At 45.8% G+C, this 13,573-nt stretch carries 13 protein-coding genes; 1 reads left to right on the top strand and 12 read right to left on the bottom strand.

The window, feature by feature from the left end:
• Window positions 1-18 precede the first annotated feature (18 nt).
• A complete protein-coding gene (locus tag AC3Y23_RS03630) occupies window positions 19-1,053 on the bottom strand; it encodes a FecCD family ABC transporter permease (protein WP_379195676.1) in 1,035 nt (344 codons plus the stop codon).
• 2 nt (window positions 1,054-1,055) lie between these two features.
• Window positions 1,056-2,114: a FecCD family ABC transporter permease gene (locus tag AC3Y23_RS03625; RefSeq protein ID WP_379195674.1), complete on the bottom strand. Its 1,059-nt coding sequence runs from the start codon at window positions 2,112-2,114 to the stop codon at window positions 1,056-1,058.
• A 265-nt stretch (window positions 2,115-2,379) separates the two neighbouring features.
• On the opposite strand from AC3Y23_RS03625, the gene AC3Y23_RS03620 reads away from it, so the two are divergent.
• Window positions 2,380-3,396, top strand: a complete 1,017-nt coding sequence (locus AC3Y23_RS03620) for an ABC transporter substrate-binding protein (RefSeq protein WP_379195672.1) — start codon at window positions 2,380-2,382, stop codon at window positions 3,394-3,396.
• A 743-nt stretch (window positions 3,397-4,139) separates the two neighbouring features.
• Here AC3Y23_RS03620 and AC3Y23_RS03615 read toward each other — a convergent pair.
• From AC3Y23_RS03615 to AC3Y23_RS03570, 10 genes are all read right to left on the bottom strand, one after another.
• Entirely contained in the window at window positions 4,140-4,682 is a 543-nt protein-coding gene (locus tag AC3Y23_RS03615; RefSeq protein ID WP_379195670.1) for a hypothetical protein, read from the bottom strand.
• Window positions 4,683-4,778: 96 nt separating this feature from the next.
• A complete protein-coding gene (locus AC3Y23_RS03610; RefSeq protein ID WP_379195668.1) occupies window positions 4,779-5,222 on the bottom strand; it encodes a hypothetical protein in 444 nt (147 codons plus the stop codon).
• Between the two features lie 11 nt (window positions 5,223-5,233).
• Entirely contained in the window at window positions 5,234-5,677 is a 444-nt protein-coding gene (locus AC3Y23_RS03605; protein ID WP_379195666.1) for a hypothetical protein, read from the bottom strand.
• Between the two features lie 184 nt (window positions 5,678-5,861).
• Entirely contained in the window at window positions 5,862-7,556 is a 1,695-nt protein-coding gene (locus tag AC3Y23_RS03600; RefSeq protein ID WP_379195664.1) for an oleate hydratase, read from the bottom strand.
• Between the two features lie 210 nt (window positions 7,557-7,766).
• Window positions 7,767-9,071, bottom strand: coding sequence for an extracellular solute-binding protein (locus tag AC3Y23_RS03595; RefSeq protein ID WP_379195662.1), 1,305 nt, complete (start codon window positions 9,069-9,071; stop codon window positions 7,767-7,769).
• Between the two features lie 36 nt (window positions 9,072-9,107).
• On the bottom strand, window positions 9,108-9,929 hold the full coding sequence (locus AC3Y23_RS03590) for a carbohydrate ABC transporter permease (RefSeq protein ID WP_379195660.1): 822 nt from the start codon (window positions 9,927-9,929) through the stop codon (window positions 9,108-9,110).
• Window positions 9,930-9,946: 17 nt separating this feature from the next.
• Complete coding sequence (locus AC3Y23_RS03585) at window positions 9,947-10,825, bottom strand: carbohydrate ABC transporter permease (protein WP_379195658.1); 879 nt, start codon at window positions 10,823-10,825, stop codon at window positions 9,947-9,949.
• Window positions 10,822-11,886: an ABC transporter ATP-binding protein gene (locus AC3Y23_RS03580; RefSeq protein WP_379195656.1), complete on the bottom strand. Its 1,065-nt coding sequence runs from the start codon at window positions 11,884-11,886 to the stop codon at window positions 10,822-10,824. Before AC3Y23_RS03580 ends, AC3Y23_RS03585 begins: the two co-directional genes overlap by 4 nt.
• A gap of 50 nt (window positions 11,887-11,936) precedes the next feature.
• Window positions 11,937-12,686, bottom strand: a complete 750-nt coding sequence (locus AC3Y23_RS03575; RefSeq protein WP_379195654.1) for a glycerophosphodiester phosphodiesterase — start codon at window positions 12,684-12,686, stop codon at window positions 11,937-11,939.
• Window positions 12,683-13,549 (bottom strand): glycerophosphodiester phosphodiesterase family protein, encoded by an 867-nt coding sequence (locus AC3Y23_RS03570; protein WP_379195652.1) that lies wholly within the window; start codon window positions 13,547-13,549, stop codon window positions 12,683-12,685. Before AC3Y23_RS03570 ends, AC3Y23_RS03575 begins: the two co-directional genes overlap by 4 nt.
• Window positions 13,550-13,573 lie beyond the last annotated feature (24 nt).

Below are 13,573 nucleotides of genomic sequence, written 5' to 3'. Positions count from 1 at the left end.
AGTGAGGCCTTTGCCCCGCTAGGATTTCTTGCGTCCCAGCAAATACAGGAAGTAAGGAGCGCCAATAACGGCAACTACAATACCGGTTGGAATTTCCGATGGCTGCAGAATCCAGCGACCAATCGTATCGGCTGTAATGACGAGCAGTGCCCCCAGCAAGGCCGAAGTTGGCAGCATATACTGGTGCTTCGGACCAACCAGCCGTCTTGCCAGATGGGGAGCCACTAGACCGACAAAACCAATCCCGCCACTCACAGCCACACTTGCGCCAGCAAGGCCGACCGCAGCAGCCAAAAGGCGGAACTGTTCCCTATTGACAGGTGCGCCAAGACCGATCGCTGTCTGTTCCCCCAGATTAAGCACGTTCATAACCCGCGACTTGTAGAATATGTAAGGAAGCAAGATAACAACCCATGGTAGTAGAGAAAGCACAAACTTCCAGCTTGTTCCCCAGATACTACCGGCGAGCCAGGTTGCGACAAACTGATATTTGTCCGGGCTCAGACGAAGCGTAAGTACGATCATCGCAGCACTCATTCCAGCCGCAACCGCAACCCCGGTCAGCAACAAACGCGTAGGCGACAAGCCCTGATGACGTTTGTAGGCAAGTATATAAATCAAGGCTGCGGTTAAGCTTGCGCCGACAAAGGCCACAACGGGTAGCAGAAAGACCGGAGCCGCTGCGGTAGTCGGATAAAAGGAAATCAACAGCATAACCATGAGTCCCGCTCCGGCGTTGATACCGAGAATACCAGAGTCCGCCAGCGCATTACGTGAAATCCCCTGCATAACTGCACCACATACGGCCAGTGCAGCCCCAATCAACAGGGAGATGACAATACGTGGCAGCCGAAAATCAAACAGAATCAAGCTTTGCTTGTCTGTGCCTTGGCCGAACATCGTCCGGAGCAAGTCCAGAGGACTCAAGCGTATGTATCCAGTGTTAACACTGATTATAAAGACAACCACAATGAGAATAGACAAAATAGTCATGACAAAAAGTCCACGCCGATGTCTGATTTGCTCAAAAGATGAGAATACGGACTTCTCCATTATTACAGCTCCCTCCTTTCTTTACGCGCCAGATAGAGGAAGAAAGGCACACCAATCAGAGCAATGATCGCGCCAAGCGGCGTCTCATGCGGCGGGTTGATCATTCGTGCGGTAAGATCGGCAAAAACCGTTAGCAGACTGCCCAGAATCGCCGAGCATGGAATAATCCAGCGATAGTCCACACCAACCAAGTACCTGGTTAAATGCGGAATAATCAGTCCGATGAAACCCACTGTACCAACCACAGCAACCGAGGAACCAGCTAAGATCAGCACGATGATGACACCAGCCAATTTAACAAGACCCGTTCGCTGTCCAAGACCTTTGGCGATATCCTCACCCAAACTCAGCATCGTAATAGAGCGGGACAAAATAATTGCCCCCAGAATGGCAGCGCCAACCCAAGGGAACATGATCTTCAGCTGCAACCACTTCGTTCCAGCTACACCACCTGCATACCAGAAGGCCAGGTCTTGTCCAATCCGAAAATATAAAGCTATTCCTTCACTGAGTGCCTGCAGTAGCAAGCTGAATGCGGCACCAGAAAGAACCAGACGTGAAGGCGTTAACCCACCTTGGCCCAGTGATCCCACACCATATACGACACCTGCCCCCAAGCCGGCTCCAATAAAGGCATACATAATCAAATACATAAACGAAAGACCCGGGAAAAAGGCGAAACATAACGCAAGCGCAAAGCCCGCTCCAGCATTTATCCCCATCAGCCCTGAATCCGCGAGTGGATTTCGGGTCATCCCCTGCATAACAGCTCCTGCCACTGCAAAGCTCGCACCAACCATGGCACCACCAAGCACCCGTGGCAGACGTAAATCCTGAATAATCTGATGATCCGTCAGGTTCGGATTAAAATGGAAGATAGCTTGCCATACCACGGAAAGCTTGATGTCTGCCGCACCAAATGAGACCGATATCGCGATCCCCAGCGCCAGCGCAATCAATCCGCCAATCAATATCAGCGTTGCTGCCCATGGACGTGAACGGATTTTTTGCTTTTCCGCCTCGCTACTGGCCTCTATTCTACCTGTTGCCTGTAAACTCATGCATGTCACCCGTTTTCGTATGAAATTGATTCTCATTATCATCTTTGTATTGTAAATGAAATCTCTTCCTTTTGGCAATGGATAATTGTGATCTTATTATTTTTCTTTTCTGCATGAGCGTACATTTCTCCATCCCTTTTTCTGAAATCAAGTCAATTTCGTTGACAGGTTCACAAGTAATTTGGTAGATTCTATATTAATGTCCAAAATGATAATGATTATCATTATCTGATTGGTATCCACTATTTATACTGGGAGGTCCATCATGTTAAAGAAAAAGTCCCTACTGTCAGTCGCCGCGCTGATGATGCTATTCACGATCATTTTGACGGCTTGCGGAGGAACCAGCAACAATGCTTCAAGCCCTTCCCCGGCAGCTACTGCGGAAGCTTCAGCACCGGCGGCATCAGAACAACCGGCCGCTACCGATACACCGGCTGCTGAATTCCGTGATTACGAGACTCCCAAAGGGACCGTGAAAATTCCTACGAAACCCCAGCGCATCGTAACTGATTTTTACGGCGGTGAACTGCTCTCGGTGGGAGCCAATGTCGTTGGCGTTGAGCCAAGTGCTTTTGAGAATCCATTCCTGACCGATCTGCTCAAAAATACCACGGACGTCGGTTATCCTATCAGCGCCGAGAAAACCCTGGAGCTTGCTCCTGACCTGATCGTTGTCATGTACGATGGTAACTACGACGCGTTATCCAAAATCGCTCCTACAATCTATGTACCTTACGGAACTGCCACTAACATCTATGAGACTGTCAAGCTGTTCGGCGACATCGTTGGCGCTCCTGACAAAGCAGAGGCCTTCTTAACTGACTTTGACAAAAAAGCAGCCGAAGGCCGCGAGAAACTGAAAGGCATTGTCAAAGAAGAGGACACCTTCGGAATCTACGAGTTGACTGACAAAGGTGAACTGTGGATCTTCGGAGACAACGCCGGCCGTGGTGGACAAGTTCTCTACAATGCGCTCAAGCTGAAGATGCCGGAGAAAAACAAAAACGATAACCAAACACTTCAGCTCTCTATGGAACTGCTGCCGCAATACGCCGCAGATTATATGTTCCTGACTACCTATGATCCTGAGAAAAAAGGCGACAAGCTTAAAGAGCTGAAAGATTCCCCAGTGTGGAAAGGACTTCCGGCTGCCAAGAACAATCACTTGTTCTACAATGATTTCGATACCTACTACCGTTATGATCCCATCGCCATCACCGCGCAGATCGATCTGTTCGTGGATATGATCGTTGCACGGAATGAGGAGAATAAGAAGTAACTCGGGTGGGGATGGTGCTTATGAAAAGGAACGGGGTTTGGAACTGTAAGCGCGATGTGCTTGCCTGGATGCCTTCCATAGGAAAGCTTCCACTCGTACCGGGGCGCAGGCTGTCGACAGATTTCATCCGCTAGAAGCGGTACATTCCCTTTACCAGTTGCCTTAACAATGAAGAATAGGGTCCGCCTCCCTAACTAAGAGCATTTTTGCACCATATTTTCCTTCAATGCAGATAAATGAGGGATATAAGGACATTTTTGTATCTTATTTTTCGAAAAAGTATGCTAACCAGGGGATTCTGGAAGATTTAAGGTACAATATTGCACTTATTTTACGATCGCCCCTAGTTTTAGAAGATTTAAAGTACAAAAATGCCGTTAATCACACTCAAGACTCTTATAATAAGCTCTCTTTTCTCTTGGCTTTCTGGTTATTTTCATACGTTCTATATAGAGGTTTATTACAGAAAGTTGGAGCAACCGCGTCCAGTGCGAATGCGATGTTCCAAAATTAGGTATATTCCTTTGTGCGAAGCCTATCTGTCTGAAAAATCATACAAAAAAAGGAAATGGCAGTGCTCAGGAAGATTCCTGAACCTGCCGTTTCCTTTTTTCGTTCTACGCGCACCTGTTTGAGCAAGTGATGCGCAAACAAAAGCCACCCGGCCTCCGGGCGCAGGTACAATTCTTTTCTATTTGTAATTTCTAAGCTTCATGCACTGCGTTTTAAAATAAAAACCTACTCTACCGCATCAACTTTTTGATACCTTCCATTGTTAAATTCGCGGAGTAACGACAATCTAAAACTTCTGGATTCCCCAAGATAAACCAATAGTTCACTTCATCATATCCTATGATCTCAGCCCTAACTATTAAGTCCGTATGCATATTAGCTTTTTGTGAGTTTTTGGTACATTCATCATAATCAGCTACTCCCAATGCTCCATGACTTGGGATGCTCACCATCACCCCTTGCGGATAAAACACTTCGATATATCCTTCTACTTTGGTTCCAAGAGGGAGAAGCACTTTCAGCTCAAGCCATGTCTCCAATTGATTTATATTAATGTCATTCCATACTTTTTCGAATATTTCCTTAGGTATTCTTTTCAAATTTGGATCATCTAAAGACAACTCCTGATCTGATAAGAAAAAATCAAACTTCTTCAGATTAGAAATCTTACTTTCTTTCCCCTCTTCGATTAAAACCTGTCTGAATGCGGTTCCCTCTTCATCTACTTCAAAGTACCATGTTTGTTTGGCATAACAATCAGTTAAATAAATCATCTTCTTTCTTCCATGCCCAATTATATCTCTTCATTAAAAATGCCATTTGAGGTTATAAATTGCTAGTAGGGAAAATTCATAAGTTCATTCTATACATTAAAATACTGCTTTTTTCTTAACACGCCATCTCTTCCAAAAAACTGAAATTATAATGATTTGAACCACAAAAAATTGCATTGGAAAAAAATAAACCATCTCAAAATAATATTCCGTAAATTTAAACTCAACCAGGTTAACATATTCGTACTTAGATTGACCCCATTTCCAATCTACAGTTCCTTTTATAGTAATCAGAAGCAACAAACCAGATAAAATACTTGATATTATCCATATCATTAATTTTTTTGAATCAGCTTTTTTCAAACATAGGAAACAGACTAAATAAGATAGTGCTATTGGCGCAATATACGTAATGCATATTTCCAATAAAACGCCTGACCTCCAGCCATCTGAACGTATCCCTAAGGCATAGATCATAAAAGCATGAACTAAAATAACTAACAGTACATAGAACATTGCTTTATAGACGACCTTCTTCAAAAGATCACTCCTCAACGTTTCTCTTCTTTGTCGGGTTGCATCAACCAAAGCATAAATATTAAGAACAATTGTGTTGTTAGATAGAAAAATGGAAACGAGATAAGTAAGTCTATTAGAGTATAGGGTGGCTTTATACTTAAATAGTTCAGATCGATCAAACCAGCTACATTAGATTTTTGCCCATGAAGTCCTTTTAAATAATTTAAATACTTTAGACTAGGGGAAACACTAAAAACAAACCAAAGAATATTAGGTACGAATTTCCCCGCTTTTAATGACATCTTACAGCTTATGTATGTGAGAATTGTTAGAATCGAATAGACTAGAAAACATAGTCCTGCTTCCCCTCCGCCCCATTTTTCTAATCCGGCATACAAAAAAGAGATCGTGAGAACGTGTATAACAACCACAAAGAGAACTTCTATTATTGATATAATCTTTACTTTTCCTTTCAAACACTCCTCCCCCTTGTACTTAATCTGAAAATATAGAATTGGAAAAATATCACATAAATGAAAAATTACCCTTTAAGTATAATTATCGGATAATTCAGATCAACTATTGATTCCGACACGAAAAAAAGACAGCCCTTCTATAAAGAAGAACTGTCTCTTACGCCTTCTACACGCCTTTCAGATCCTACAACAACTTCCCAATCACAGTTCCACTCAAAATCTGCCCCAGCGTCTTATCCAGCGGCAACGGCTTGTTGCCGAGACAGGTGCGGACTGCGGTCAGCAGCACACGAACGTCGTACTTACTTGGGTGTACTGGAATCACTTCTTTTTCAAGCTTCAACAGCCCGTATACGGCCATCATGGCGGTGCGGACGGAGTATTCGACGGTGAAGACGCAGTCGTCCGGCACTTCGGCGAACTGGCCAAGGAAAGCTAAGTTCGTGCTGCCCTGCGGGATAACCTGCGGACGGTCGCCCATGACGCGTGGCATGAACTGTGAAGTGATGTATGGCATCATGCACGGAATGACGTTGGTCGTGTGGGCGAGAATTTCTGGAATGCGATCCTTCAGGCCCATATGGTAGCAAAGTTCCTCGAACAGCTCGCGTCCGGTACAGTCGGACATTTTCTTCTTGATATAGTCACCCTCTGCATCCGGGAACAGACCATATGCCCACAATACTTTGACGTTCTCAGGCTGGTTGATAAAGTGCGGTTGGGTTGGTGCGGTCCAGGACATGAGCCAGCTGGAATCCTTGATTGTGACTACGCCACCCATGCCCGGTTTGTCGCCAGTCCATTCCAGCAGGTGCGGGAACACGATGTCATCATCGGTTAGGGTGATGGTGAAGGACAACCATTTCGTTTTGTCGATATCGCCGCAGAAGACTTCAGGATGGCCGAAATCCGGAGACTTGGCGGCCAGCTTCTCCCATAGACTCCAGCAGCCCCGTTCGGACACGGAACGGTTCAGGATCGCCGGATGATTGAAATCGCCTAAGGTTGAATTTTCAGTCATAGAACCGTTAGTGACCAGCACTAAATCGCTATCTGATACCTTGATCACCTTCGGTGCGCCGCCTGCCAGTACATGAATTCCCGTTACCGTCTTCTCCCCATTCGAAAGATCGAGGTCGAAATCCACCACCTGATGGCCTTTATCGAAGTTGACGCCCTTCCCTTCCAGCCATTTGATCAACGGCAGAATCAGCGAATCGTATTGGTTGTATTCCGTATGCAAAATCCCTTTGAGCTGGTTCATACCACTAATGAGGTGCATAAAACGTTCCATATATCGCTTCACTTCAACTACGCTGTGCCAGTTCTCAAAGGCAAACATCGAACGCCAGAAGTACCAGAAATTCGTCTCCAAAAAGCTCGGGTCAAAGAACTCTTCAATCGTAGTCGCTCCCAGCCGCTCCTCGGTCAGCATGGTCAGCTTGCCAAGCTGCAACGAATCGGCAGTTGAAAGGCCCAGTGTGGAGAAATCGGCTTTCTGTCCAGCCTTCTCCACCAGACGGCAATGCGACTCTACAGGCTCAGCCAGGTTGAATTCACGGAATTCGTCCAGCACACTGCGGTCGGGATTTGTGAGGGATGGAATAAAGCCATACAGCTCCATAAAACATTCAAAATGCTCTTCAATTTCTCTACCTCCGCGCGCGCTGTAGCCATCCTTGGCGTTGCCTGCACCGTCCATAGAGCCGCCGTACACTGTCGATTCCTCTAAAATGTGAATGTTCTTGCCGGGCATATGCCCGTCGCGGATCAGGAAAGCCGCCGCCGATAGCGAGCCAATCCCTCCACCGACCAAGTAGGCTTTTCGTGAAGCAATACCTTCCGGCATTACAGGGTGAATCCGTTGATAAGTTCCCATGTTCATCTTCCTTCCGGGTTGAAGTAGTAAGGTTACTCATGAGCTGCCCTCACTATAACTCCATCCCGAAAAGAAGCCTATGGACAGCTTCCGCCATCTGTACAGAGATTGCACAATCACTCGCTTTTGTGTTCATTATGAAGAGTCTATGGCATACAAAAGCACCTCACTCCCGATTACGTTTCGGGAAATGAGGCGCCTCTAAGCTGTCTATCTGTTCAGGATAGCATCTACATCTTTCGCCAGTGCATCCAAGCTTTGCTGAACATCTTTATTATCTGTAAGAATGTCACCTAAACGGGACACAACCAGTGTCTCAACTTCATGATAAGCCCCGGTTGTTGGTCTCATTTTACTAAACTTCAGCTGATCTACTGCGACCTTATAGCCTGGAGATTCAGCCATAGTCTTTTTCATAAGATCCGTGTCCAGTGAGGAGAGCCGGGTTGGCAGATATCCTGTGCTTGCAGAAGCGAATGCCGCTTGGTCAGTGTCAGACAACCACTCCATGAATTCAAAGGTTGCTGCTTTCTCGATTTCCGTACCTGTGTTGGCCATGTAGACATTGGAACCGCCGACAGGTACGCCACGGGTACCCCCTTTGCCTTCAGGGATCATAGAAACTCCGAGGTCAAAATTGCCTTTTGCCGCCATCCCCAAAAAGATCTTGTAACCACCAATACTGGAGAAGGTCAGTAGTGTATCCGGACTTGACACAGCACCGATAAAGTCGTTCATCTGTGTAGCATTCAATACTTTGATCAAACCCTTGGATACGGCATCTCGCAGGAAAGTAATCAGTTCGACAGCACCCTTGCTGTTGATATTCGTAGCAGTTTCCTCGGCATTGAGCATGGACGTATCAGAGTACGAGAATAGCAGTGCCTCCAGAACCCAGAGGTCATTATTATACAGGTACATCGGTGTTTTCCCTGTCTCTTTGTAAGCGGCTTGCAAGTAAGACTCTAGCTCGTCAAATGTACCCGGTCCATTTTCATTCAAACCTACTTTTTTAGCCAAAGTCTTGTTCACATACATCACGGGCAAGCTTCTCATATGCGGAAAAGCATACATATCCTTGTCTACATAGAGATTCCCGAGATCACCAATCTTGAAGTCGTCATTCTTGAAATCGTTCACCTTCATAAAAGGTTCCAGATCCACAATTGTATTGCTGTCTGCAAAACCTTTGGTCTGGGATACTTCACCAATGAAAGCATTCGGAAGCGTTTGTGCTACCGCTGCTGCGTTAACTTTTTGCTGCATCTCTGAGTAATCGCCCTGATACTCCGCATTCACGTGAATATTCAGCTCAGCACCCTTGGTCTTATTGAACTGCTCCACCAGATCTTTATTAACCTGCTCCATGGCCGACGTCCAAAAATTAATCTCGACTACCTTATCACTTTTGGTGTACTTTTCTGCCCCTTGATTAGCATCTGCTTGTCCACACCCACTAAGAATGACAGTTGTTCCTACGACTGCTGTTAAAACTACTGCAAGTTTCTTCTTCATGTTAGTCATAACATCCTCCAGGTCATGTTGTTAGATTTACTTCACACCACTGTAAGTGAATGCTTTGATAATGTGTTTTCTCGCGAACATAAAGATGATCAGAATAGGAAGAATCAGCATCATATTACCTGCCATTACGATATTCGGATTCATCCCTTCTGCATCCTGAAGCTTCTTAACCCCGAGCGGCAAAGTACGTACTGTGTCAGTAGTTGTCCATACCAACGGGAAGAAGTAGCTATTCCATGTCCCGATAAACGTAAGCAGCGCCAGTGTAGATAGCGTTGGAATCGCCATTGGTAGCATAATCGTGCGGATGATTTTCCACTCACTGGAATTATCCAGCCGTGCAGCCTCCAGAATAGAATCGGGAACCTGCATAAAAGTCTGCCGGAGCATGAATATTGCCATTCCGCTCGCGATAAAAGGTACAATTAGTGACACATAGGTATTCAATAGTCCCACATTTGCAAACATCACGAACACAGGAAGGAAAATGAGCTGTCCGGGAACCATCATCGTCGCAAGTACGAGACCGAACAGTACCGACTTTCCTTTGAATTCATATCTGGCAAACGCATACGCGGCCGGTACAACAACCAGCATCTGTCCAACAAGCGTACCCAGAGTGATAATGATAGAGTTCTTCGTATAATGAAGAAAATTGATTCGGGTAAACGCATCTTTGAAGTTGCCCCATTGCAGCTTATCCACCCAGAACTTCGGAGGAATAGCAACCACCTCATCCAGTGTCTTGAATGCGGTCAGAAGCATCCAATAGAACGGAGCCAAAAAGATGATAATCAATAACACAGACAGCAGCAGTCTAACAGTTACTTTAGGGAGTCTCAGCCACATCTGTTTCTTTCTCCCCCTTATCTGTAATGCACACGGTTATTCAATACTTTAAAGTATAGGATCGTGATGAGTCCGACGATCAGCATCAGTACGACAGCCATAGCTGAAGCATATCCTACCCGGTAATACTCAAAGCCTTGCTTGTAAATGCTGTAGATCAAGGTATTGGTTGAATTGGACGGCCCACCATTCGTCATGACACTGATCGTCTCAAAGGCCTGAAACGAGCCAATAATGTTCATCAGAATTAAGAAGAACAACGTAGGCGAGATCATTTTCAGCGTAATTTGAAAAAATACCGAACGCCGGCTGGCATTATCCAAAGCTGCAGCTTCGTATAAATATGGAGGAATGGACCCCAGTGCTGAGAGAATGATCAGGACATTGAAGCCGAGCGATTTCCACACCGAGACCAATACGACAGAGAACAGAGCCACGCGCTTGTCTGTCAACCAGCCAACAGCATCCGCTCCAAACAGAGAAAGGATATAGTTGAACAATCCCTTGTCCGTATTCATGAGCCACATCCAGATCAACGATACCGATACCAGTGAAATAATATTGGGGGTAAAGCTGATGGTCTGAATAAAGCGGTTAATGAACGTATTTTTCTGCAAAAATAGCGCCAGCAATAAACCTAGTATGAGAACCATACTTACTTCCATCACCATGTACCCAATAGTGTTCATTAACGTATGGGCAAAGTCACTGCTGGTGAACAGCTCTTTGTAATTCTTCAAGCCAATAAATTTCATTGGCCCGCGCATATTCCAGGAAAAGAAGCTCAAATACATATTGTAGCCAATCGGATAAATGTAGAATGTCACCAGAATCAGGACGGCTGGAGCGATCATCACATAAGGGAGGATTCGCAGCGTGTTATTGTCTTGCTTCATACTCTGTTCGCTCCGTAGATTCTCTGTTCGTTCCCGTCAAAGAAGACTAAACTGGATTCTTCCACATACACCGTTACAGGTTCTAAAGGACGCTCCTGACTGTCAAAGCATTTGATGGCAATACTAGAGTTACTACCCAGCTCTGCTTTGTATATGATTTCAGAGCCCAAGATTTCGCGTGTAGTCAGCATGCCGTCGAAAGAAATAAATTGCGAGTTGCCCCCTGCTTTTTCATCCGCTAAAGTGAACTTCACCTTCTCTGGTCTAAACCCTACATACTTGGCTCCCGCAGGTGCAAGAGCCTGCAGTTTGCGATCATCACATTGCTCCAGTTCAAGAACGTTCATAGCAGGCGTACCGATAAATTTACTGGTGAAAATATTGTGCGGATCATGATAAATGCCCCGAGGCGTATCCTCCTGCATCACTTTGCCGCCATTCATTAACACAATTTTGGTGCCCATACTCATGGCTTCAACCTGATCATGCGTAACATATACGAAGGTTGCGCCCAGTCTTTGATGCAGTTCGATCAATTCGGAGCGCATCTGCTGCCTGAGTTTGGCATCCAGATTGGAGAGCGGCTCGTCCATCAGGAAGATCGCCGGTTTTTTAACCATCGCTCTGGCGAGTGCCAGGCGCTGTCTCTCCCCACCAGAGAGAAATTCCGGTCTCTTATGCAGATGCTTGGTTAAGCCAACCGTATTGGCAATATCCGTAATCAGCTGCATCCGCTCATCTTTAGGCACCTTGTTATTCTTCAAACCATACTCAATGTTCTGTTCTACCGTCATTGTCGGATAAAGGGCATAATTCTGGAAAACCATCGCCAGATTTCGTTTGCCCGGTTCCACACCGTTCATGTTCTTGCCACCAATGATGATCGAGCCTCCGGTATTATTCTCCAGACCGGCAATCATGCGCAGGGTTGTGGATTTCCCGCAGCCGGAGGGACCCACCAGAACCGTAAAGCTGCCGCTTTCGATATTCAGGTTGAGGTTCTCAATGATGGACTTGTCCCCGTATTTCTTCTCCACACGTTCCATTACAATACTGCTCATTTCCCATACCTCCGCCTAGCTGTCGATAATTGTGAGGGCCGATATAATAGTTAAGCTAGCCCAGATGGTTTAACCAGATTGGCGCAGATATCAGGATAATCTGTGATAATCGCGTCTACACCTGCATCGATCATTTGTTTCATGACCGAGACCTGATTGACAGTCCAGGCATTGACTTGAATACCGGCCTGATGGGCCTGCTCCACCACATCAGAGTCCACACAGATAAACAATGGATGAAGCGCATCAGCATGAACGGTCTTGGCATATTGCTCTCCTCTATGCAATTTGGAAAAATGCAGTAGAGCTGTTTTGATCTCCGGGCAAGCTTGCTTAAGCTCAAACATGGATTTGTGATTGAATGAGGAGAAGATCACCTGATCTACCAGATCATAGGTTTTCACCAATTCAGCCGCTGCCACGTTCAGGCCATCATACTTTTGCGATTGGAGCATAATATCCTTGACCTCGATATTCAGGTACAGATCATGTTCCTTGACCAGCTCCAGCACCTGCCGCAATGTTGGAATCTCTGCAGTAGCATACTTATCTTCAAAACGAGCGTTATAGTTATACTGCTTCAACTCCGCCAGTGTAAAATCGGTAACGTTCCCCTTGCCGTTCGAAGTTCTGTCGATGGTATCATCATGGATCACCACGATTTCCCCGTCTTTCGTAATATGAATATCTATTTCAAAGCCGTCCGCTCCCTGCTCTATGGCCAGCTTGAAAGCCTCCATCGTGTTCTCCGGAGCATACGCGCTGGCTCCCCGGTGTGCCAATACTTTGAGACTGCTCATGATTCCTGGCCCTCCTGTACTTCGTTCTTAGCCATCCTGTCATATAAGCTTTCTAAAAAAGAATAGGATTTCACTTCGCCATAACCGGCTCTAAAATTCACTTCATCAAGCCCGTCACGGGTGGCCTTATCCAGACCTCTAAGATCTGAGCAGATATCTGGGCAATCCGTAATGACAACATCCACCTCTGCATCGAGCATGGATTTAATAAAGGGAACATCGTTTACAGTCCAGGCATGCACCTTCACGCCGGCCTCGTGCGCCGCATGAACTTTTTCACGGCTGATACTTATAAAAAAGCCATGGAGTGCATTAGCGTCTACGGCTTTGGCGTAGGCTTCTTCGTGATGCAATTCCTCAAGATACAGAAGTCCGGTGCTGATATCCGGAAAATCTTGTTTCAGCCGGGCCATCGAGCTATGATCAAAGGACGAGAAACTAACTTGCTTCATCAAGCCATGCTCCGCAACCAATCTTGCAGCTTCCAAATGGATATCGGAACGATCAGCATTCGAAAAGATGAAATTCTCCTCAATGTTCAGCGCAAGATTATTCTCTTTAACAAATTGCAGGACCTCTACAAAAGTAGGAATCTCAGCTCTGGTATACTCCTGCTCAAACCTAGCATTGAAGTTGAATGCCTTCAGCTCTGCAAGGGTATAATTGGCAACTTCGCCAGTACCATTGGAGGTTCTGTCGATGGTATCATCATGGATAACCACAATTTCCCCGTCCTTCGTACGATGAATGCTGATATCCAGTCCATCGGCCTGCTGCTTGACAGCAAGCTTGAAGGCTTCCATTGTATTTTCCGGAGCATAAGCGCTTGCTCCCCGGTGTGCCCATATTTTTAGCTGCTCCATAACCAACTTCCTTTTTCATTTTAT

The sequence above is a fragment of the Paenibacillus sp. MAHUQ-45 genome, from assembly GCF_058133325.1.
The sequence above is the reverse complement of the archived record's forward strand: the minus strand, read 5'-3'. Positions and strand labels throughout refer to the sequence as shown.